Below are 19629 nucleotides of genomic sequence, written 5' to 3'. Positions count from 1 at the left end.
AGCGGACATCCGTATCGCCTGTGACCGTATCGCCGGCAAAGTCGAGCGCACGCCGACCGTGCTGTCCCCGAGCCTTTCCGAACAACTGGGCGTCCCCGTTCACCTCAAGCTCGAACACCGGCAGACCACCGGCAGCTTCAAGCTACGTGGCGCCTCGAACGCCGTCGCCTCGTTGAACGCCGAACAGAAGGCGCGGGGCGTGGTCGCGGCCTCGACCGGCAATCATGGCCGCGCGCTGGCGCATGCGGCGAAGCTTGAAGGCATGCGCGCCGTAATCTGCATGTCGCGCCTGGTGCCCGGCAACAAGCTCGACGAGATCCGCCGGCTTGGCGCGGAGGTCCGCATTATCGGCGACAGCCAGGACGATGCCCAGCAGGAGGTCGATCGGCTGGTGGCGCAAGAGGGGCTGGTGATGCTGCCGCCCTTCGACCATCCCGACATTATCGCCGGGCAAGGCACGCTCGGGCTTGAGATGATCGAGCAGGTTCCGGATGCCGCCCTCGTTCTGGTCCAGCTCTCCGGCGGTGGGCTCGCCTCAGGCGTTGCCGCGGCCATCAAAGGCGTCGACCCCCGGACAAAAGTCATCGGTGTCTCGATGGCGCGTGGCGCGGCGATGAAGGCCAGCCTCGATGCCGGCCAGCCGGTGCTGGTGGAAGAATTGCCGACGCTGGCGGATTCGCTCGGTGGTGGCATCGGCCTCGACAACCGGCTGACCTTCGCTATGTGCCGCGACCTGCTCGACGATGTCGTCCTGCTCAGCGAAGACGAGATCGCCGCCGGAATCCGTCACGCCTATGCGCAGGAGCGCGAAATCGTCGAGGGCGCGGGCGCTGTCGGCATCGCCGCACTGCTGGCCGGCAAGGTCAGGTCGGACGGGCCGGTGGTTGTTCTGCTGTCCGGTCGCAACATCGATATGGACGCGCACCGCACAATCGTTTGCGGCGTAGCGCCATCGCTCAAGGAGCGCGCCGCATGAGCCGGATGACCATCCTTACCGAGAAAGAGTTGCGGGCGATCGTGACACTCGATCTCGATGTCGTCGCCTGCGTCGAAAACGCCTTCCGTGCGCTTGACACTCTGCCGGTGGCGATGCCGCCGATCCTGCGGCTAGACATTCCCGAGCATCGCGGCGAGGTCGACGTGAAGACCGCCTATGTGCCCGGCATTGACGGTTTCGCCATCAAGATCAGCCCCGGCTTCTTCGACAATCCGAAGCTCGGCCTGCCCAGCGTCAACGGCATGATGGTGCTGCTGTCGTCCAAAACCGGCCTGGTCGAAGCGCTGCTGCTCGACAACGGCTATCTCACGGATATCCGAACCGCTGCTGCCGGCGCCGTCGCCGCCAAACATCTGTCGCGGCAGGACTCGTCCGTTGCCGCGATCTTCGGCGCGGGCGTACAGGCCGGGCTGCAACTGGAAGCACTCATGCTGGTGCGGCCGATCACCGAGGCGCGCATCTGGGCGCGCGATGCGGCAAAGGCCGAGGCGACAGCCGGAGCCTTGCGCGAAAAGCTCGGCATTCTCGTGCGCGCCGAGCCGGACGCGGCAAACGCGGTCGCCGGCGCCGACATCATCGTCACCACGACGCCTTCGACCGAGCCGCTGATCAAGGCCGGCTTCGTTTCCGCAGGGCAGCACATCACCGCGATGGGATCGGACGCCGAGCACAAGAACGAGATCGCGCCGGCAATCCTGCGCATGGCCGATCTCTATGCCGCTGACAGTGGCCGCCAGACAAAGCGGCTGGGTGAGCTGCATCATGCAATCGCGGCGGGCGTGATGGCCGCCGAGGAAGAGGTGACCGAACTCGGCCAGATCATCGCCGGCGCGAAACACGGACGGCGCTCGGCCAGCGACATCACCATCGCCGATCTCACCGGCACTGGCGTCCAGGACACGGCGATCGCCACGCTCGCTCGAGACCGTGCGCGGGTGGCCGGTTCCGGGGCCATCTTCGAAAGCTGATGCTGGCCGCAGGAGCATGATCCGGAAAAGTGGGAACCGGTTTTCTCGGACAAACGGTTTTCCGTTTGTCCAGAGATCACGCTCAAACAAGAACGACGAGTTGGATTCAAAGCTGATACCGGCCGCAAGGCCCAACAAACGAGGACCAAGAACAATGCAACCGAACCTGAGATTCTCGCGCGGCGAATATGCGGATCGCCTCGCCAAGACACGCAAGGCCATGGAGGCCAAGGGCGTCGATCTTCTTGTTGTCAGCGATCCTTCCAACATGGCCTGGTTGACCGGCTATGACGGCTGGTCGTTCTATGTGCATCAGGCGGTTATCGTGCCGCCTTCGGGCGAGCCGGTCTGGTACGGCCGCGGCCAGGACGCCAACGGCGCCAAGCGCACCGCCTATCTCGCGCACGACAATATCGTCGGCTATGCCGATCACTATGTGCAGTCGACCGAGCGCCACCCGATGGATTTTTTGGCCAGCGTGCTTGCGGAGCGCGGCTGGGGCAAGCTGACAGTCGGCGTCGAAATGGACAATTACTGGTTCTCGGCGGCCGCCTTTGCGTCGCTGCAGAAGCATTTGCCCAATGCCCGCTTTGTCGATGCCACCGCGCTGGTCAACTGGCAGCGTGCGGTGAAGAGCCCGACCGAGATCGATTATATGCGCAAGGCGGCCCGCATCGTCGAGGCCATGCATCAGCGCATCTTCGACAAGATCGAGGTCGGCATGCGCAAATGCGATCTCGTCGCCGAAATCTATGATGCCGGCACGCGCGGCGTCGACGGAATTGGCGGCGACTATCCGGCGATCGTGCCGCTGCTGCCGTCGGGTGCCGATGCCTCGGCGCCGCATCTGACCTGGGACGACAGACCGATGAAGCGGGGCGAGGGCACTTTCTTCGAGATCGCCGGCTGCTACAACCGCTATCACTGCCCGCTGTCGCGCACCGTCTTCCTAGGCAAGCCGACGCAGGAATTCCTCGATGCCGAGAAGGCGACGCTGGAAGGTATGGAAGCCGGGCTGGCTGCCGCGAAACCCGGCAACGCCTGCGAGGACATCGCCAACGCCTTCTTCGGTGTCCTCAAGCGATACGGTATCGTCAAGGACAACCGCACCGGCTACTCGATCGGCCTGTCCTATCCGCCGGACTGGGGCGAGCGCACGATGAGCCTGCGTCCCGGCGACCGCACCGAGCTCAAGCCCGGCATGACCTTCCATTTCATGACCGGCCTGTGGCTGGAAACGATGGGACTGGAGATCACCGAGTCCATCCTGATCACCGAAACCGGTGTGGAGTGCCTGGCCAATGTGCCGCGCAAGCTGGTGGTGAAGGATTGAGCCCGATGTCCAGCACCCGCCCGTCGCCGATCGCGCCGACCGTCGATTTCGACCGCGACGGCATTCAGCACGGTTTCCTGCGCTTGCCCTACAGCCGCGACGATTCCGCGTGGGGCTCGGTTATGATCCCGATCTGCGTCATCCGCAACGGCAACGGGCCGGCAGCGCTGCTGACCGGCGGCAACCATGGCGACGAGTATGAGGGGCCGCTGGCCCTCTACGATCTCGCCAGGACCCTCGATCCCAAGCAAGTCAGCGGCACGGTGATCATCGTGCCGGCCATGAACTATCCGGCCTTTCGCGCCGGCACGCGCACCTCGCCGATCGACAAGGGCAACATGAACCGCAGCTTTCCCGGCCGGCCGGACGGGACGGTGACCGAGAAGATCGCCGACTATTTCCAGCGTGAGCTGCTCCCCCGCGCCGACATCGTGTTCGACTTCCATTCCGGCGGCAAGACGCTGGACTTCGTGCCGTTCTGCGCCGCGCATACTTTGCCCGACAAGGCGCTGGAACAGAAAGCCTTCGACGCGGTCGCGGCCTTCGCCGCCCCGTTCTCGATGCGCATGATCGAGATCGACGCCGTCGGCATGTATGACACGGCAGCCGAGGAGATGGGCAAGGTCTTCGTCAGCACCGAGCTGGGCGGCGGCGGCACGTCGCGCGCGCAGACCGTGCGGATCGCGCGGCGCGGCATTCTCAACGTACTGCGCCATGCGGGCATTGTAGATGGTGCGGTCGAGAAGACTCGAACCCAGTGGCTCGACATGCCGTCGGGCGATTGTTTCTCCTTCGCCGAAGATGACGGCATGATCGAAACCATGGTCGATCTCGGTGAGCCAGTCGAAGAAGGCTCGGTGCTGGCACGCATTCATTCCACCGGCCGCACCGGCATCGCTCCCCAGGAAATCCGGGCAAAAATGTCGGGCATGCTGGCGGCGCGGCATTTCCCCGGGCTGGTCAAGGCCGGCGACTGCGCGGCGGTGGTGGCTGTGCACGTCTGAGCGATTCCGCCGAGGCTTGCTCCACCCGGTTCGCGTCCATCGTCACTTGCTCTTGATCCGTTGCGGAGCCTTCGGCGCGGCGGAAAGAAGCAGCATGGCGAGCGGAGTCGACATTGCAGGAGGATGTCACTATATAGCGGCGGCTTCGACCTGCGCGCCCGAGGGCAGCACCTCGAAGCAACTGTGAATGTGTAGTGTGTTGTGCCATCTATTGTGACGGAAATCGGCTCGGAAACCGGAAAAAAGCAAATAGAAACAGTGGCGCAGCGCTGGGCGTGACCCAGCCAACGGTACCGACCCCTCCAGAATCAGAAAATGCTCTTGACCCCTCGATTTCCTATGGCTCTGTGGACCTTGGACGGCATTGGCTTGCCGGACGACCGCGACTCGGCTGGAATGGGGACATGCATCCTTTGCGGGATGTCGACGTTTGTGATTACCAACCGGCTTTGCCGCCAGGGAACAGCAGTATGAGTGAACACGCCATCGAATTCTTGCGGGGATGGATCGGCGAAAAGGTCCATTGCCAGTCCTCCCAGGCAAGGATCGACAAGCAGGCCGAAACCCTGGCCAAGGAGTGCGCCGCCGAGGCGGCCGAGGTCGGCATCCCGCTGGAGGACATCCAGGAAGAAGTCGGCGATATCCAGGAACTTATCGCATCCCGGCTTGAGGAAGCGGCCGAGGCCGAGGAAAGCCAGCAGGCCCCCGGAAAAGCCGCGGAATGATCAAAGCCGCGGAATGATCGCATAGCGGCGACGTGTTCCAGCGCGGGCTTGTGGCCCGCGTTTTTGTCTTCAGCCAAACTTCTCCTTCAGCCACGTCTTCGGCAGCGCCGGCACGAAATTCCCGTCGCGTCCGGTCATATCGTCATTGGCAACCAGCGCGTTGAGGATTGCTTCCTCCACGGTCTGGATCACTGCATCGAAAAACGGATCGATATCGGTGTCCGGAATAAAATCGGCGCTGGCGATGCGGCCGGAGGGCGCCAGCGCCGCGCTCGCATTGGCGGTCGAGAAGGCGATAAAAATGTCGCCTGAACTGTGATAGCCGAAGCCGCCGGTCATGGCGACGCCGAGCGGCACCCGGCGGGCCAGCCGCTTCATCTGATGCGGCAGGAACGGTGCGTCGGTGGCGACGACGGCAATGATCGAGCCCTTTTCAGCACGCGGTGTGCCTTCGCGGACCGCCGGTTCGAGAAGCTCCGGCCCGGCGCGCAGGCCGCGAATGGTGATATTGCGCCGTTTTCCAAAATTAGACTGTACGAAGGCGCCGACGGTGTAGGCACGGCCTTGCCATTCGACGATGCGCGACGCCGTGCCGGAGCCGGCCTTGAAGCCGAAGGTGATCATGCCGGTACCGCCGCCGACGCTGCCTTCCTCGATCGGTCCGGCGGCGGCGCCGTCGAGGGCCTGCGCAACATGCGCTGACGTCAAATGATGGCCGTTGATGTCGTTGAGGAAGCCGTCATAGGTCTCCGCCGCCACCGGCAGCCCCCAGCCGCTGTCGAGTGCGGCCGGCAGCACGCTTTGCATCCAGCGCAGCGTGCCGTCGCGTGAGACACCGCAGGAATGGGTGTTGGTAATGGTGATCGGGAAGTTGAAAGCGCCGGTTTCCTCGACGATGTGCGAGCCGGTCAGTTCGCCGTTTCCGTTCTGGCTGAAAATGCCGGCGAAGACCGGCGTGGCGAGGTCGGCGAGCGGCCTGGGCAGGATCGCGGTCACGCCGGTGCGCACCGGTCCCTCGCCGACGACAAGCGCGCCATCGCCCGAAATCAGCGTCGCATAGCCGACCGTCACGCCGGGCACATCGGTGATCGCGTTAAACGGTCCGGGCCGCCCATCGAAGCCGATGCCGAAATTTCGCGCGCGCGGTTTGCCCGAGGGTGTTGTCAGATGATGCGGATTGTCGGTCATGGTCTCAGAACAGGGATCCCTGATTGCCCGGCTCCTTGGCCTTGGCCGCCGGCTTGGCCACGGCTTTCGGTTTTGCCGTGCCGGTGATCGCCACCGCATCGGCGATGCCGTCGGCGAACTCGAGCGAAAGCGCCATTCCCGACGCCACCTCGGCAGCCTGCTTGATCACCGCGCCATCCGCATCCCTCACCAGCGCAAAGCCGCGCGCCAGGACGGCCTTGTGCGACAGCGACGCCATCAACCTGTCGGCCTGGACGACGCGGCCGCGCAGGCGCTCCAGCCTGAGCACCACTGCTTGCGTGCCGCGTCTTGTCAAAGCTGTCAGCAAATCCCTCTGCACGCGTTGCCGCCGTGCCGTCGGCTCGATCGTGATGCGGCCTTGCAGCATGGCCAGTTGCTGCTTGTGCCGCTGCAGCGATGCCCTGGCACATTTTGGCAATTGATCCGCCGCTCGGTTAAGCTCCGCACGCCGGGCTCTTGCCAACGCGCGTAGCGCGCCTTGTGCTCGCATAAGATTGCGCTCGTTGGTTCGCCGCGCCTCGGCAATGCGCTGTGACAGCATTGCCGGTGTCAGCTTTACGGCAAAAAACCTTGCACGCTTGCGTTCGGTGGAGACCAACAGGCCCCGGCCAAGCCTGGATGTCGCCTCATCGAGGCGTCGCCGCGGCAGCGCCAGCAATTGATCGGGCGAGGGCAGAGCCCGGGCGGCGGCACGGGCGGCCTGCCGCTTGCGTTCGAAATTGCGCAGGACCGCCGCTTTCAGCCGCGCACCGAGACTGGCAAGCGTTGCTTCGAGATCGGCCTTCACCGGCACGGCGATTTCGGCCGCACCCGTCGGCGTCGGGGCCCGCACATCCGCGACGAGGTCGATCAGCGTCCAGTCGGTCTCGTGGCCGACAGCCGAGATCACCGGAATGCCGGAGGCGGCAACCGCGCGGGCGAGCGCCTCGTCGTTGAACCCCCAGAGGTCTTCGAGGCTGCCGCCGCCACGCGCCACGATCAACAGATCGGGACGCTGGACGGCGCCATCCCATGCCAGCGCGTTGAAGCCGTTGACCGCGGCGGCGACTTCCGCGCCTGACGTCTCGCCCTGAACACGCACCGGCCAGACCAGGATGTGCAGCGGAAAGCGGTCCTTGATGCGGTGGATGATGTCTCGGATGACGGACCCCGTCGGCGAGGTGACGACGCCGATGACGAGCGGCATGAAGGGCAGCAACCGCTTGCGGCCGGCATCGAACAGCCCGTCGGCCTGTAGCCGCCGCTTGCGCTCCTCCAGCAGCGCCATCAGGGCGCCGGCGCCGGCAGGCTCCAGATTGTCGATGACGATCTGGTAGTTGGACTTGCCGGGATAGGTGGTGAGCTTGCCGGTGGCGATCACCTCCATCCCCTCTTCGGGACGGAATTTCAGCCGGCTCATCGTGCCTTTCCAGACCACGGCGTCGAGGCGGGCACGGTCGTCCTTCAGCGCGAAATAAGCATGACCGGACGAATGCGGTCCTCGGTAGCCTGATATTTCGCCACGCACCCGCACATTGCCGAAAACGTCCTCGACCGTGCGCTTCAGCGCGCCGGAAATCTCGCTCACCGTATATTCGGCGGCGTTGGTGCGTGATTCGGATGCTGCTTCGCTCATCGGTCGATTGGGGAACGGTTGGGCGCCCGCGTCAAGGCGGTTGCGTCGGGCCAGCCGTTCATAACCCGCATACCTGACCCCGCCTACCAGCCGGGCAGAATCTGGTTCGGCTTGGTTCGCCGCAGCTTGGTGAAGGCGAGTGCCGCGAAATCGAATGTCCCGGGATCTTCACCGACCGGCACGGAGATGTTGTCCAGGCTTTCCGAAATATGGCGGGCGAGCGCATCGACGATCTCCGGCCGCGACGTCTGGCCGCGCATGATGCCGATGCGGCAATCGGGCAGGGCGCCGAAGCCGTCGGCTTCGCCCAGCACCCGCATGCCGGGCCGCAGCGCGCATTCCGGCAGCACCGAGATCGCCAGCCCGGAAAGCACCGCGGCGGTGATGACGGTGGCCGAGAAACTGGTGAACAGGATACGATAGTCGCGGTTCTGCTGGTCGAGCACATCGACGGCGGCGCGCCGCCAGATGCAGTTCGGCCGGCCGAAGGCCATAGGCAGCGTTTCCTGCTCATGCGTCGCATGGTTGGCCGAGGTGACCCACAGCAGCGGTTCGCGCCGCACCACCTCCGACTGGCCGCGTACGTCGTTGTGCGTCACCAGCGCGAGGTCGAGATTGCCGCGCTTGATATGCTCGACCAGCCCCGGCGTCGGCTCGCAGATGACGGTCAGTTCGACGCGCGGATTGGAGCGCGTGAACCGCGCCATGATCTCGGGCAGGAAACGGTCGGCATAGTCGTCGGGCGTGCCGATGCGGATCGTGCCTTCGAGCCGCCGGTCGTCGAAGGCAGCCAGCGTCTCACGGTTGAGATAGAGCAGCCGCCGCGCATAGGAAAGCAGCTTGTCGCCTTCCTCGGTCAATCTGTTGGTGCGCCCGTCTTTTTCGAACAGCGGCTTGCCGAGCCGCTCCTCCAGCCGACGCATCTGCATCGAAACCGCCGACTGGGTCCGGTGCACCTCTTCGGCCGCCCTGGTGAAGCTGCCGGTATCGGCGATCGAGATGAAGGTCTGCAACTGATCGAGATCGAGCGGCGATTTCATCGACATGATCCATCACTGGTGTTGATGGTAAAGATTAGAAACATTCGTTGGATTAATCAATCGGCCGATGGCAAATTGGCATTGTCCACATGAAGGCATGTGAATCGAAGCCGGAACGGTCGCTGTCGCCAGCGCCGATCGCCTGGTTTTGCCCGTTCGAGTCTGAAGGAGACCGACATGACCACGTTCGATTTCGCCACCGAGACCTCGCGCATCACCTCGCGTCCGGCCGTTGCGACGCGCGTGGCCAACACCGTCTCCAACGTCTACCGCGCCTGGAAAAACCGCCGCGCCTTCTACCGTCTTGGCGAGATGTCGGACGCCGAACTCGCCGATATCGGCCTGACGCGCGGCGACCTGCACGTCGCCATCGACGTGCCGTTTGGCCGCGACCCGACGGCGATGCTGCGCGAAATCGCCAGCGATCGCATCGAAACGATCGAGGACATCGCTCGCAAGGTGGCCTGATCTGATGCTTGTTGTTTAGGTTGCCGCGAACCTTTTCGGGGTTCGACGCGACTGACGAGTATGCAGGCTCCCACTCCCTGCCGGATCCCCCCGGCCCGCCTGCACTCTGCCCGGTCCTCCCAGGACCGGGCTTTTCCTTTGGCTGTCAGGCGAATGCCAGCTTTCGCGATGGCCTTGGTATCGATCTGCCGAGCTCATGCGCGGCCTCTATCCAAGATGCTATGGCGTCTTGGACATTAGCGATGGCCTCTTCAGGAGTGTCGCCATCACTCACGCAACCTGGCAGATCAGGCACCAAAGCCGAAAAACCGCCTCCATCCTCTGCAGAAAGTGGCGCAATGACGACCGGATATTCAAGTCTGTCCATCATGTCTCTTTGCCTCGTCGATAAATGCCACGAGCTTTCGGATATATACGGGTTTGATCGGCCGTTTGAAAGGCACAGTCAAAATATCGGTCATTGCCGAATGATAGACCTTGTAGTGTGAACCGCCTGACCTTGGCGGCACGCATTGGACACCAGCTTCGTCACAAACCGCCTTCACATCGGCTATCGACCAGTCGCCGCGCGGATTGCGGCGCATTGCTCCAGTCTCTTACCCACGGATGTCGCCTACCGTCGGTCCATATCCCGCTTGAACTGGTCGAAGATCGTCTCGACTCCCTTCTGGTAGTCGTCACGCTGCTGGGCGCCGGTCTCGAACATCTTGCCGAACAGGTCGTCGAACGGATTTTTCGGCCTGCCGCTCGGATCGGCCTGTGGCTGCGGTGCCTGACGCTGCTGTGGGGGCGCTTGAGGCTGTTGCGGCGCCGGCTGTCCGCCAGGGATGCCGCCTAAGCCACCGCCACCTTGCCGCAGCATCTCCTCGAAGTTTTTCCCCAGCGGATTGTCTCCGTAGGGGCTTTGTGTCTGCTGCGGCTGCGCCCGCCCTTGCGGCTGCGGCTGAGGCGCGCCACCGCCGAACATGTCCTGCAGCACCTTGCCAAGTGGATTTTCGCCGTAGGGATTGGGCTGCGGCTGCGGCTGGCTTTGCGGCTGTGGCTGAGGCGCACCGCCGCCGAACATGTCCTGCAATACCTTGCCGAGCGGGTTGTCCATCGGGTTCTGGGGTGCCGGCGCCTGGCGCGGCTGCGGCGCCGGGGCCTGCATGCCGCCGCCTTGCCGCATCATCTGCTCGATGATCTCGCCCAGCGGATTGTTGCCGCCGCCGCCAAAACCGCTGGCGGCCTGCATCTGATTTGTCGTCTGCTTGAACAGCCCGCCCATGACCATCGAGGCGATCGCCGGCAGCATCTGCTGCAGGATCTGCTGATTGACGCCGCTGGCTTGCGCCGCCTGGCTGGCCACGGCGCGCGACAGGTCTTTCGAGCCGAACAGGTGCCCGAGAATGCCGTTGCCCTCATCGACGCCTTGCGGTGAGAAGGCCCGGGTTGCGTCCTCGAAATACTTGGCGTGCTGGCCGCTGGCCATCGCCGTCATGAAGGCGCCGAGCCCGTAAGGGTCGGCTGTGTTGCGCTGCAGCCCCTGCGAAAAGGCCGGCAGCAATGCGGCAACCGCGGCTTGCGTCTGCTGCATCGAAAGCCCGTATTGCTGGGCAAGCGCCTGCATGCCGTTGCCGTTCTGGGCCTGTGTCAGCATGTCGAACAAGGAAGGCATTGGTCTCTCCTCCGGAAATCCTCGCCGAAGAAGCCTAGTTTGTTTCCACTTCCGATTGAAGCGACTTTTGCCGGTCAATCGGCTGCGTCAAATCCGAGGGTTAATAGGCGTATTCCATGAACACCGGCTCGATCGAACCGCCCCAGCGCGTGTGATAGGCCGACAGCATCTCCTCGGCGCTGGTGGTGCCGCGCGCCACCACTTCGTCGAGCGTGTTGAGGAACGAGGTCTCGTCGTAGCCGTCGCGGTTCTTCTTGCCACGGTTCTTCAGGCCCATGCGGGAAATGACCATCACGTCTCGCGCGATCTCGCGCAGCGTGGTGTTGCGGAACGGTGCGGAAATGCCCTGTTCCGGCACGGCGTTGCGCATCGCCAGCGTTTCTTCATACGTCCAGCTCGACGTCAGCGCCTCGGCGGCATCGAGTGCGGCCTCATCATAAAGCAATCCGACCCAGAAGGCCGGCAGCGCGCAGATGCGCCGCCATGGCCCGCCATCGGCGCCGCGCATCTCGAGGAAGCGCTTCAGCCGCACGTCCGGGAACAGCGTCGACAGATGGTTCGCCCAGTCGCCCATTGTCGGCAGCCCGTCCGGCACTTCATTGCGCGCGGCCCCGGCCATGAACTGACGGAAGGTGACGTGCGTCATGTCGTGATAGCGGCCGTCGCGGATGACGAAATACATCGGCACGTCGAGCGCCCATTCGACATAGTCGGCGAAACCGAAATCGGGCGAGAAGCAGAATTCGAGCAGGCCCGAGCGCTGGTTGTCGGTGTCGCGCCAGATATCGCCGCGCCAGCTCTGCAAGCCGTTCGGGTGGCTTTCGGTGAAAGGCGAATTGGCGAACAATGCCGTCGACAGCGGCTGCAGCTTCAACGACACCTGCATCTTGCGGCGCATGTCGGCTTCGCTCTCGAAGTCGAGATTCACCTGGATCGTGCAGGTGCGGTACATCATGTCGAGGCCCTTGGTGCCGACCTTGGGCATGTAGCGCGTCATGATCTCATAGCGCGATTTCGGCATTTTCGGCGTCTCGGCCAGCGACCATTTCGGGCTGCCGCCGAGGCCGAGGAAACGGATGCCCATCGGCTCGGCGATCTCGCGCACCTGCGCCAGATGGGCGTTGCCCTCGCGGCAGGTCTGGTGGATCGTTTCCAGCGGTGCGCCGGAAAGCTCGAACTGGCCGCCGGGTTCCAGCGAAATCGCACCCTGACCGGTCGGCTCGACCAGGCCGATGATGCGGCCGTCATCGACGATCGGATCCCAGCCGAGCTTTGACTGCATGCCTTCGAGAATGGCGCGGATGCCGCGCTCGCCGCCATAGGGGACCGGTGCATTGCCGTCGACATAGAAGGGGAATTTCTCGTGCTCGGTGCCGATGCGCCATTTGTCGCGCGGCTTGTTGCCTTCGGCCAGATGCTCGACGAGTTCGTCGACACCTTCGATCGGGCGGAAATCGGTCGTATCGCGCGCCATGATGGTACCCTCAGAGGCGGCCGGATGACCGCCGGCGGTAAATGGACGAAATGTCAGCAGACGATCAAGCGAAAAATCCTGAGCCACAGGTCAACAGGAATTGAACGTTGCTGGAACTCTGCATCCCTTGCAAGGGATGACGTCTCACCAGTCTCCGACAGTTGCCTGCATCACCGCGAGCGCGGCCACCGCCGCGGTGTCGGCGCGCAGGATACGCGGGCCGAGCGGGATGGCGGTGACGAAGGGCAGGGCGCGCAGCATCTTGCGCTCGTCGTCGGAAAAACCGCCCTCCGGCCCGACCAGCAGCCCAAGCTTCTTTTCCTTGACCGCCTGCAGCGCGGCCAGCGGATTGTTGGTCGAAGCATCCTCATCGCAGAAGATCAGCCGTCGCTCTGTGTCCCAACCGGTCAGCAGGCGGTCGAATTTTTCGGCTTCGCGCACCTGAGGCACCGCCAGGATGCCGCATTGTTCGGCGGCTTCGACGACATTGGCGCGCAGGCGATCGATCGACGGCTTGGCCACTTGCGTGTGCTGGGTGATGACCGGCTGCAGGATGCCGGCGCCCATCTCGACCGCCTTCTGCACGAGATAGTCGAGCCGGCCCTGCTTCAGTGGCGCAAAGCAGTAGACGAGATCAGGCAGCGGCGGCTGCGGCCGCTGCAGCGCTGACACCTTCAGCCGCACCGCCCTTTTCGTCTTCGCTGATATGGCCGCTGACCACTCCCCGTCGCGGCCATTGAACACCAGGATTTCGGCGCCTTCGCCAAGCCGCAGCACATGCAGGAGATAGTGGCTCTGCTGTTGGCCAGCGTCGAACTCGACATCCGGCGCGAGATCGTCGGGCACGAACAGACGTTGCATCTTGTAATTGGCGCGCATCGCCGAGGAATGAGCGAGCCGGCCGCCGGCGTCAAGCCTCGGCGGTAGGATGCCACACCGGCCGAAAGCCATGCCGCAGCACGGCGAGCGTCGTGGCCGGCGTCAGCAGCGAGAGTGTCTTGCCGTTGAGCAGGCCGAAATCGCCGGGATGCCCATATCCGGCAAAGGACCAGCGCAGTGTCTTGCCCCGACGCAGGGCATAAACAGTGCGACCATCCGCAACCATGGCGCCGTCCGGCAGGCCGGCAAGGTCTTCAACAGCAACCCCTGGCGGCCTGCCGCCCGAGGCCAGCCGCTCCTTGTGCAGCCGCTTGTCGACCATCGGCGCGCGCGGTTCGGCAATGCCGAAAGCTTCGCCGAAGCGGCCGACGAAATCCTTGGCCCGTTCGCGCTGGCAAAAGAAGCAGGGGCGATGCCCGCCAGCCAGTGCCGTCACTTCGTCGAGGAAGAACAGCTCGGTCCAGCCCGCTTTGCCGCCCTTCCGGTTGCGGCCCATCGGCTCGCGCCGCACATCGCGGAATTGGCGGACGCAGATGATCCAGGCCGGAAGCGCCCAGCGCTTCTTCTTGAGCGTCTTGGTCTCGGGATCGTGGATGATGCCGCGATTGCCGGTGAACATGCCGCGATCGGGCACAGCGTGGATGGTACCGTACGGATCGACCCGGTTCTGCAGTGGCATAGTTTTCTCTCCGGACACGCATCTTGGCTGCAATGCGAGCGGCATGATATCGCTCCTCGCATCTTTTCATGTCAGCAGGGTTTTGTGATGCGGGTGCTGGTGGTGCAGAACTACGACAATACCGGCCTCGGCCAGGTCGGCGCAGCACTTGCGGAAGCGGGTGCCGATCTCGACCTGCGTCTCCCTTACAAAGGCGATCCCCTGCCGGATGACGCGGCCGGGCATGATGCCATGATCGTGCTCGGCGGCGGCCAGAACGCGCTGGCCGACGATGAGTACCCCTATTTCCCGGCACTGCTCGAACTGACCCGCGACTTTGCCGACAAGGATCGCGCCGTGCTCGGCATCTGCCTGGGCAGCCAACTCGTCGCCCGTGCCTTCGGCGGCGAAAACCGCATCGGCGCCGCCAATGAGTTCGGTTGGCGCGGCGTATCGCTGACGGCGGACGCCAAGGGCGATCCGGTGCTGGGCGCGCTGCCGGAGAAATTCCCGATCTTCCAGTGGCATGACGACACCTTCGTGCTGCCCGAGGCCGCCGTGCGGCTTGCCGGCAACGATGTCGCCGAGAACCAGGCATTTCGCGTCGGACGCGCCGTCTACGGTTTCCAGTTCCATTTCGAGGCCGACCGGCCGATGGTCGAGGACTGGAGCACGTCCTTTGCCCCGACCATCGCCGCTCGCCATCCCGACTGGGCCGGCAAGCTCGATGGCGAAATGGCCCGCAACGGGCCCGATGCGGATGCCGCTGGCCTCGCCATTGCCCGTGCCTGGGTAGCGACCATCTGAGTGTTGGCCTCTCCGTACCCTCCAGCGTGACATAATTGGCACGCAGCGGTGAAACCGCCTGGGGAAAACCGTTTCATTCTTGGCTTGTGTCCGCCCGCCATCCTAGAAGGCGCGCGCTCTGCATCTTCTGTGCAACGGCTATGAACCTTTGTGTGACCCGCGCGACACACCGTTGATACAGAACATGCCTAGAAGCGCAAAATCGTCGAAACTTTGAAGCGAATTCTCCGTTTCAACGCATTGGTAACCGCCTGGTGCACAGATGCAGAAAGCTCAACAAGAGATGACCTCCGTGAAAGCAGCGCTTCTGTCCTTTGCCATGTTGTCCGCCATCGTGCTGTGCGGTCTCGGCATCTATGCCGCCGACGCAGCCAGCAACCACAACGCCGTCGACGGTTACGGCGTCACCGCCTCTCTGCGCTAAAAGCGGGAAGCGTCTTTCGCGTCCTCCGACGGGCGACGCTCAAGCTTCCTTGATCGTCATTGTCAGGATGCGTTTGTCCGCGCCGTCGACGACGAGCGCGCTCAGCATGCCTGATTGCCAGGCAAGCGTGTCGACATTGACGCGGTTGGCCATCACTTCCGCCTCCGGCACCGGCGTGTGGCCGTGCACCACGATCTTCGGATAGAGGTCGGGGTGGTTGTGGAAGACGTCGCGGATCCAGATCAGGTCCTGCGGGCTTTGCTTCTCCAGAGGATTGCCCGGCCTGATGCCGGCATGACAGAAGAAGAAGTCCCCGAAAGTCGCGGAGAACGGCAGCGATCGCAGGAAGTCGATGTGGCTTTGCGGCACGGCCTCGACCAGGGCCTGATGTCCTTTGCGCACGGCCGATTCGGCCTTGCCGAACCACACGCTTGTGCCTTCACTGATCGCCACGCCGTAAGACTGTGCCGTCTGGATGCCGCCGAACCGGATGAAAAGCCCTTCCGGGTCAGGGGTCTTGAGAAAGTCGAGAAAACCGATGTCGTGGTTGCCGGCCAGCATCAGGTGACGAGGGTCGCGCTCTTCCGCTTCGATCAGGAAATCGATGACGCCCTTCGAGTCCGGCCCGCGGTCGACATAGTCGCCAAGATGGATGACGCGCCAGTCGGCAGGCGCCTCCTGCTCGATCTCGGTCCTGATGCGCCGATGCATGGCGGCCAGCAGGTCGAGCCGGCCGTGGACATCGCCGATCGCGTAAAGACGCACACCTTCCGGCCCATGCGCGTCGAGAAAATGGATGCCGGGTTCTGCCAATTTTTCGGTGTCTCCGTGGTCGTGCGGTCACGGGCTTAGCGCCGGAGCTGGTCCTTGCCCATGTCGGTGACAAGACGCTTTCCGCACAGGGCCAGCGTGATGTCCATCTCCTTGCGGATGATTTCCAACGCCTTGGTAACCCCTTCCTTGCCAAGCGCACCCAGGCCGTAAAGAAATGGCCGGCCGATATAGGTTCCCTTGGCACCTAGGCAAAGCGCCTTCAGGACATCCTGGCCGGAGCGGATGCCGCCATCCATATGCACTTCGATCGTGTCACCGACCGCGTCGGCAATCTCTTCCAGAACGCCGATCGACGACGACGCACCATCGAGCTGGCGCCCGCCATGGTTGGAAACGATGATCGCGTCGGCCCCGGTCTTGGCCGCCATCAGCGCGTCCTCCTTGTCGAGAATGCCCTTGAGGATCAGCTTGCCGCCCCAGCGCTCCTTGATCCAGGCGACGTCCTTCCACGACAGATGCGGGTCGAACTGCTCCGTCGTCCACGATGCCAGCGAGGCCATGTTGCCGACGCCCTTGGCGTGGCCGACAATGTTGCGGAAGGTCCGCCGCTTCGTGCCGGCCATGGCGGCGCACCAGCGCGGGCGGATGGCCATGTCGACGATGTTCGTCAGCGTCAGCTTGGGTGGCGCCGAAAGCCCGTTGCGGATGTCCTTGTGGCGCTGACCGAGAATCTGCAGGTCGAGCGTCAGCACGAGCGCCGAGCATTTCGCCGCCTTTGCCCTATCGATCAGGTTGAGCACGAACTCCTTGTCACGCAGCACATAGAGCTGAAACCAGAACGGCTTCGTGGTTACCGAGGCGACATCCTCGATGGAGCAGATGCTCATCGTCGACAAGGTGAACGGCACGCCGAATTCCTCCGCCGCCTGAGCCGCCACCATCTCGCCATTGGCGTGCTGCATGCCGGTCATGCCGGTTGGCGCCAATGCCACCGGCATCGACACTTTTTCGCCGATCATCGTCGATGCCAGCGAACGGTTGTCCATGTCGACGAGCACGCGCTGGCGGAACTTGATCTTCTGAAAGTCCTCTTCGTTGGCCCGATACGTGCTTTCGGTCCACGAACCGGAATCGGCATAGTCGAAGAACATCTTCGGCACGCGCCGGCGGGCGAGGTCCTTGAGGTCGGCGATGGTCAGGATCTGGCTCATGGGCTTCCCGTTTCGATAGCTAGGAGCGTTTGCGTGCAGGTTCGGTATCGGTGGCTTCGACCCGCTGCTTCAGCCTCAGTCGCGAAACGCGCTGCCAGTCGCCGCTGCGCTCGGCTTCCGCCATCGACCGTTCGACATAGGTGATGTGGTCCATCGCCGCTTGCCGGGCAGCATCCGGATCGCCGGCCTTCACCGCCGCATGGATCGCGCGGTGCTGCGCCAGCAGGGCGTCGCGCGCGCCGGGCACGCTGAACACCAGCAGCCGGTTCTGGAACACGCCCTCCGACAACAGCCGGTAACAGGAACGCAACGTGTGCAAAAGGATGATGTTGTGCGCGCATTCGCAGATCGCGTGGTGGAACTCGACATCGATCTCGGCCTCGTCGTCGAAGTCGCCGGTCCGGTGCGCATCGTCCATACGTGCCATGATCTTGTCGAGCAGCGCCATGTCGTCCGCAGTGGCGCGCCGTGCCGCGTATTCAGCCGCGACCCCTTCGATCTCGCGGCGATATTCCAGATAATCGGTCACTGCCTTGCGGTGCATCGAGATCAGGTCCGTCACCGGTTTGGTGAAGAGCTGGCCGATGACATCGGCGACATGCGTGCCGCCGCCGGGCCTTGTCGTCAAAAGGCCGCGTCCTTCCAGTGACTTCAGCGCATCACGCAGGATCGGCCGGGATACGTCGAACTGGCGTGCAAGCTCGCGCTCGCCCGGCAGCCGGTCGCCGGTGCGCAGCACGCCTTCGAGGATGAGGCTCTCGATTTGCTGCACCACCTCGTCGGCGGTGCGCGAATGCTCGATCCTGGAAAAAATGTCGCTCAACAGAATGCCTGGAAGGTGAACCGGTGTCGCAGAATAGAGCCTGCCTCGCCAACTGGTCAAATTATTTATCCAATTGACAAAAGCGGGCCGATTTTCCGCCCGATGCAATCATCTTCGGCTACCTTTGCCGTTTGCGTCATCAGGCCATTGGCACTAGAGGGACGCGGGTGCAAGAGGTTCAAGGAAACTCAGGGAACAAGCCGTGTCAGACGACCCGTCCGATCTCGAATTCCAGCCGCGCGCCAAGGGCAGCGTCATGGGCTTTCCCGCGCATGAGGGCCGGCCCGGCGCACTCGGCGAGGTTCATGCCCGGCCGCACCCGCTGATCGAAAAGCCACGCGTCCTGATGCAACTCGCCTTCATGACGGAGGGTGGCTCGGGCGTCGACCACGCGGTGCTTTCCGAATTGTCGCGGCGCCTCGGCATCGCCGCGCCCGACCGCCAGGCCCGCCATCATGCCATGAAATGGGGCAAGGGCTCGCTGCGCTGGGAGCGTCACACCGAGTTCTCGACCTATTTGTGGGAAGGGCCGCTTTCCGAAAGCGGCAGGACGCAGGAGGACTCCCCCTTTGGCAACGGGTTTTCGCCGCCGGGAACCTGCATCTCCGGCATCAGGCTCGAAATCCGCAAATGGACGCAAGCGAGCGAGCAGCTGATAGCCGGTTTCGATCCGACCAGCTTGTGCTACTCGCTGGTCGAGCGCGGAAACGCGGCCATCATCACCGATTTTCGCCAGGACGGCGATGGTCTGACGCGCATGCTGCTGCTCGATCGCGGCTTGACCCCGGCGCGTACCGGCGCGTTGTCGCAGCGGCTTATCGACATCGAGACCTATCGGACGCTGGCCATGCTCGGCCTGCCGCTGGCGCTGACCTTGTCCGGCCGCGCCCGCCGCATCGAAGACCGGCTGGCGCAGACCACGTTGGAGATGAAGGTCACCGGGACTCGCGACAGCCAGACCTTGCTGGCCGATCTGACCGAACTTGCGGCGGAGCTGGAGGCGGACGCGGCATCGAGCCTTTACCGTTTCGGCGCCAGCCGCGCCTATAACGGCATCGTTGGCGAACGGCTGGAGGCGCTCGAGGAAGAGGCTGTGCCCGGCTATGACACATGGCGCGGGTTCCTGCAGCGCCGGGTGGCGCCCGCAATGCGCACCTGCCGCTCGGTCGAGGAGCGGCAGGAAAATCTGTCGCGAAAACTGACCCGCGCCACGACGCTGCTGCGCACCTGGGTCGATGTCGAGGTCGAGAAGCAGAACCGCGACCTGCTTGCCTCGATGAACAACCGCGCCCGCCTGCAACTGCGCCTGCAGCAGACCGTCGAGGGGCTCTCGGTCGCCGCCGTCTCCTATTATGTGGTCGGCCTTGTCGGCTATGTCGCCAAGGGTGCCTCGATCTTCGGCCATGCCTTCGCACCGGAGATCATTACCGCGGCTTCGGTGCCTGTCGCCATCCTGCTGGTCTGGTGGGGCGTACGCCGCGTGCGCCGGATGCACTCCGAGCCCGGCAAGCCGCCCGGCGAATAGATCTGCTCACCCTCCCCCTTGTGGGGAGGGTCGGCTCA

21 protein-coding genes are annotated in these 19629 nt (G+C 63.9%); 9 read left to right on the top strand and 12 right to left on the bottom strand.

Annotated elements, in window-relative coordinates; genetic code table 11:
• Window positions 1–7 precede the first annotated feature (7 nt).
• The 5 genes from eutB to EOB59_RS27945 all read left to right on the top strand — a co-directional run bounded on the left by eutB (window position 8) and on the right by EOB59_RS27945 (window position 5027).
• On the top strand, window positions 8–976 hold the full coding sequence (gene eutB, locus EOB59_RS27965; protein ID WP_245486788.1) for a hydroxyectoine utilization dehydratase EutB: 969 nt from the start codon (window positions 8–10) through the stop codon (window positions 974–976).
• Entirely contained in the window at window positions 973–1965 is a 993-nt protein-coding gene (gene eutC / locus EOB59_RS27960) for an ectoine utilization protein EutC (protein WP_128289712.1), read from the top strand. The genes eutB and eutC overlap by 4 nt, the downstream gene beginning before the upstream one ends.
• Before the next feature lie 154 nt (window positions 1966–2119).
• Window positions 2120–3298: an ectoine hydrolase DoeA gene (gene doeA / locus EOB59_RS27955; protein WP_128289711.1), complete on the top strand. Its 1179-nt coding sequence runs from the start codon at window positions 2120–2122 to the stop codon at window positions 3296–3298.
• 5 nt (window positions 3299–3303) lie between these two features.
• Window positions 3304–4302, top strand: coding sequence for a N(2)-acetyl-L-2,4-diaminobutanoate deacetylase DoeB (gene doeB, locus EOB59_RS27950; RefSeq protein ID WP_128289710.1), 999 nt, complete (start codon window positions 3304–3306; stop codon window positions 4300–4302).
• A 404-nt stretch (window positions 4303–4706) separates the two neighbouring features.
• On the top strand, window positions 4707–5027 hold the full coding sequence (locus tag EOB59_RS27945; protein ID WP_245466428.1) for a hypothetical protein: 321 nt from the start codon (window positions 4707–4709) through the stop codon (window positions 5025–5027).
• A gap of 69 nt (window positions 5028–5096) precedes the next feature.
• On the opposite strand, the gene EOB59_RS27940 is transcribed toward EOB59_RS27945, so the two are convergent.
• From EOB59_RS27940 to EOB59_RS27930, 3 genes are all read right to left on the bottom strand, one after another.
• On the bottom strand, window positions 5097–6215 hold the full coding sequence (locus EOB59_RS27940) for a P1 family peptidase (protein WP_128289709.1): 1119 nt from the start codon (window positions 6213–6215) through the stop codon (window positions 5097–5099).
• A 4-nt stretch (window positions 6216–6219) separates the two neighbouring features.
• Window positions 6220–7851: an exodeoxyribonuclease VII large subunit gene (gene xseA, locus EOB59_RS27935; protein WP_128289708.1), complete on the bottom strand. Its 1632-nt coding sequence runs from the start codon at window positions 7849–7851 to the stop codon at window positions 6220–6222.
• An 83-nt stretch (window positions 7852–7934) separates the two neighbouring features.
• Window positions 7935–8891 carry a LysR substrate-binding domain-containing protein gene (locus EOB59_RS27930; RefSeq protein WP_063170125.1) on the bottom strand — a complete coding sequence of 319 codons (957 nt, stop codon included), beginning with the start codon at window positions 8889–8891 and terminating at the stop codon, window positions 7935–7937.
• Window positions 8892–9068: 177 nt separating this feature from the next.
• On the opposite strand from EOB59_RS27930, the gene EOB59_RS27925 reads away from it, so the two are divergent.
• Complete coding sequence (locus EOB59_RS27925; RefSeq protein WP_127382518.1) at window positions 9069–9359, top strand: DUF1127 domain-containing protein; 291 nt, start codon at window positions 9069–9071, stop codon at window positions 9357–9359.
• A gap of 145 nt (window positions 9360–9504) precedes the next feature.
• Here the strand turns inward: EOB59_RS27925 and EOB59_RS27920 are convergent, their stop codons facing one another.
• The 6 genes from EOB59_RS27920 to EOB59_RS27895 all read right to left on the bottom strand — a co-directional run bounded on the left by EOB59_RS27920 (window position 9505) and on the right by EOB59_RS27895 (window position 14048).
• Window positions 9505–9726: a type II toxin-antitoxin system HicB family antitoxin gene (locus EOB59_RS27920; RefSeq protein ID WP_050589468.1), complete on the bottom strand. Its 222-nt coding sequence runs from the start codon at window positions 9724–9726 to the stop codon at window positions 9505–9507.
• Entirely contained in the window at window positions 9713–9943 is a 231-nt protein-coding gene (locus EOB59_RS27915; protein ID WP_127807769.1) for a type II toxin-antitoxin system HicA family toxin, read from the bottom strand. Before EOB59_RS27915 ends, EOB59_RS27920 begins: the two co-directional genes overlap by 14 nt.
• A 29-nt stretch (window positions 9944–9972) precedes the next feature.
• On the bottom strand, window positions 9973–11016 hold the full coding sequence (locus tag EOB59_RS27910; protein ID WP_128289707.1) for a DUF937 domain-containing protein: 1044 nt from the start codon (window positions 11014–11016) through the stop codon (window positions 9973–9975).
• 100 nt (window positions 11017–11116) lie between these two features.
• The gene (locus tag EOB59_RS27905; RefSeq protein ID WP_127408760.1) at window positions 11117–12490 is read right to left on the bottom strand and encodes a glutamate--cysteine ligase; all 1374 of its coding nucleotides are present in this window, start codon (window positions 12488–12490) and stop codon (window positions 11117–11119) included.
• Between the two features lie 144 nt (window positions 12491–12634).
• Window positions 12635–13369 carry a 16S rRNA (uracil(1498)-N(3))-methyltransferase gene (locus tag EOB59_RS27900; protein ID WP_127382521.1) on the bottom strand — a complete coding sequence of 245 codons (735 nt, stop codon included), beginning with the start codon at window positions 13367–13369 and terminating at the stop codon, window positions 12635–12637.
• Between the two features lie 31 nt (window positions 13370–13400).
• Complete coding sequence (locus tag EOB59_RS27895) at window positions 13401–14048, bottom strand: hypothetical protein (RefSeq protein ID WP_128289706.1); 648 nt, start codon at window positions 14046–14048, stop codon at window positions 13401–13403.
• 87 nt (window positions 14049–14135) lie between these two features.
• Between EOB59_RS27895 and EOB59_RS27890 the strand changes: the two genes are divergently transcribed.
• Together EOB59_RS27890 and EOB59_RS37235 are read left to right on the top strand one after the other, a co-directional pair.
• The gene (locus tag EOB59_RS27890; protein WP_128289705.1) at window positions 14136–14834 is read left to right on the top strand and encodes a type 1 glutamine amidotransferase; all 699 of its coding nucleotides are present in this window, start codon (window positions 14136–14138) and stop codon (window positions 14832–14834) included.
• 292 nt (window positions 14835–15126) lie between these two features.
• Window positions 15127–15258 carry a hypothetical protein gene (locus EOB59_RS37235; protein ID WP_256750304.1) on the top strand — a complete coding sequence of 44 codons (132 nt, stop codon included), beginning with the start codon at window positions 15127–15129 and terminating at the stop codon, window positions 15256–15258.
• Between the two features lie 39 nt (window positions 15259–15297).
• Here EOB59_RS37235 and EOB59_RS27880 read toward each other — a convergent pair whose 3' ends face one another.
• From EOB59_RS27880 to EOB59_RS27870, 3 genes are read right to left on the bottom strand one after another with little or no spacing between them, the layout of a single operon-like run.
• Window positions 15298–16071, bottom strand: coding sequence for a metallophosphoesterase (locus EOB59_RS27880; protein WP_127807765.1), 774 nt, complete (start codon window positions 16069–16071; stop codon window positions 15298–15300).
• Window positions 16072–16106: 35 nt separating this feature from the next.
• Window positions 16107–17243: an alpha-hydroxy acid oxidase gene (locus EOB59_RS27875; protein WP_127397228.1), complete on the bottom strand. Its 1137-nt coding sequence runs from the start codon at window positions 17241–17243 to the stop codon at window positions 16107–16109.
• A gap of 19 nt (window positions 17244–17262) precedes the next feature.
• Window positions 17263–18066, bottom strand: a complete 804-nt coding sequence (locus EOB59_RS27870; protein ID WP_127397229.1) for an FCD domain-containing protein — start codon at window positions 18064–18066, stop codon at window positions 17263–17265.
• Between the two features lie 202 nt (window positions 18067–18268).
• Between EOB59_RS27870 and EOB59_RS27865 the strand changes: the two genes are divergently transcribed.
• On the top strand, window positions 18269–19591 hold the full coding sequence (locus tag EOB59_RS27865) for a DUF3422 family protein (RefSeq protein ID WP_128289704.1): 1323 nt from the start codon (window positions 18269–18271) through the stop codon (window positions 19589–19591).
• Window positions 19592–19629 lie beyond the last annotated feature (38 nt).

The organism is Mesorhizobium sp. M7A.F.Ca.MR.176.00.0.0 (assembly GCF_004023165.1).
GTDB lineage: Bacteria > Pseudomonadota > Alphaproteobacteria > Rhizobiales > Rhizobiaceae > Mesorhizobium.
The sequence above is the reverse complement of the archived record's forward strand: the minus strand, read 5'-3'. Positions and strand labels throughout refer to the sequence as shown.

What these genes read in the sequence shown, in the direction of transcription:
- EOB59_RS27895 (WP_128289706.1), bottom strand. Translation starts at nt 14,048, where the DNA reads ATGCCACTGCAGAACCGGGTCGATCCGTACGGTACCATCCACGCTGTG.
- EOB59_RS27925 (WP_127382518.1), top strand. Translation starts at nt 9,069, where the DNA reads ATGACCACGTTCGATTTCGCCACCGAGACCTCGCGCATCACCTCGCGT.
- EOB59_RS27915 (WP_127807769.1), bottom strand. Translation starts at nt 9,943, where the DNA reads ATGCGCCGCAATCCGCGCGGCGACTGGTCGATAGCCGATGTGAAGGCG.
- eutC (WP_128289712.1), top strand. Translation starts at nt 973, where the DNA reads ATGAGCCGGATGACCATCCTTACCGAGAAAGAGTTGCGGGCGATCGTG.
- EOB59_RS27910 (WP_128289707.1), bottom strand. Translation starts at nt 11,016, where the DNA reads ATGCCTTCCTTGTTCGACATGCTGACACAGGCCCAGAACGGCAACGGC.
- doeA (WP_128289711.1), top strand. Translation starts at nt 2,120, where the DNA reads ATGCAACCGAACCTGAGATTCTCGCGCGGCGAATATGCGGATCGCCTC.
- xseA (WP_128289708.1), bottom strand. Translation starts at nt 7,851, where the DNA reads ATGAGCGAAGCAGCATCCGAATCACGCACCAACGCCGCCGAATATACG.
- EOB59_RS27945 (WP_245466428.1), top strand. Translation starts at nt 4,707, where the DNA reads ATGCATCCTTTGCGGGATGTCGACGTTTGTGATTACCAACCGGCTTTG.
- EOB59_RS27920 (WP_050589468.1), bottom strand. Translation starts at nt 9,726, where the DNA reads ATGGACAGACTTGAATATCCGGTCGTCATTGCGCCACTTTCTGCAGAG.
- EOB59_RS27875 (WP_127397228.1), bottom strand. Translation starts at nt 17,243, where the DNA reads ATGAGCCAGATCCTGACCATCGCCGACCTCAAGGACCTCGCCCGCCGG.
- EOB59_RS27900 (WP_127382521.1), bottom strand. Translation starts at nt 13,369, where the DNA reads ATGCGCGCCAATTACAAGATGCAACGTCTGTTCGTGCCCGACGATCTC.
- doeB (WP_128289710.1), top strand. Translation starts at nt 3,304, where the DNA reads ATGTCCAGCACCCGCCCGTCGCCGATCGCGCCGACCGTCGATTTCGAC.
- EOB59_RS27905 (WP_127408760.1), bottom strand. Translation starts at nt 12,490, where the DNA reads ATGGCGCGCGATACGACCGATTTCCGCCCGATCGAAGGTGTCGACGAA.
- EOB59_RS27890 (WP_128289705.1), top strand. Translation starts at nt 14,136, where the DNA reads ATGCGGGTGCTGGTGGTGCAGAACTACGACAATACCGGCCTCGGCCAG.
- EOB59_RS27940 (WP_128289709.1), bottom strand. Translation starts at nt 6,215, where the DNA reads ATGACCGACAATCCGCATCATCTGACAACACCCTCGGGCAAACCGCGC.
- EOB59_RS27930 (WP_063170125.1), bottom strand. Translation starts at nt 8,891, where the DNA reads ATGAAATCGCCGCTCGATCTCGATCAGTTGCAGACCTTCATCTCGATC.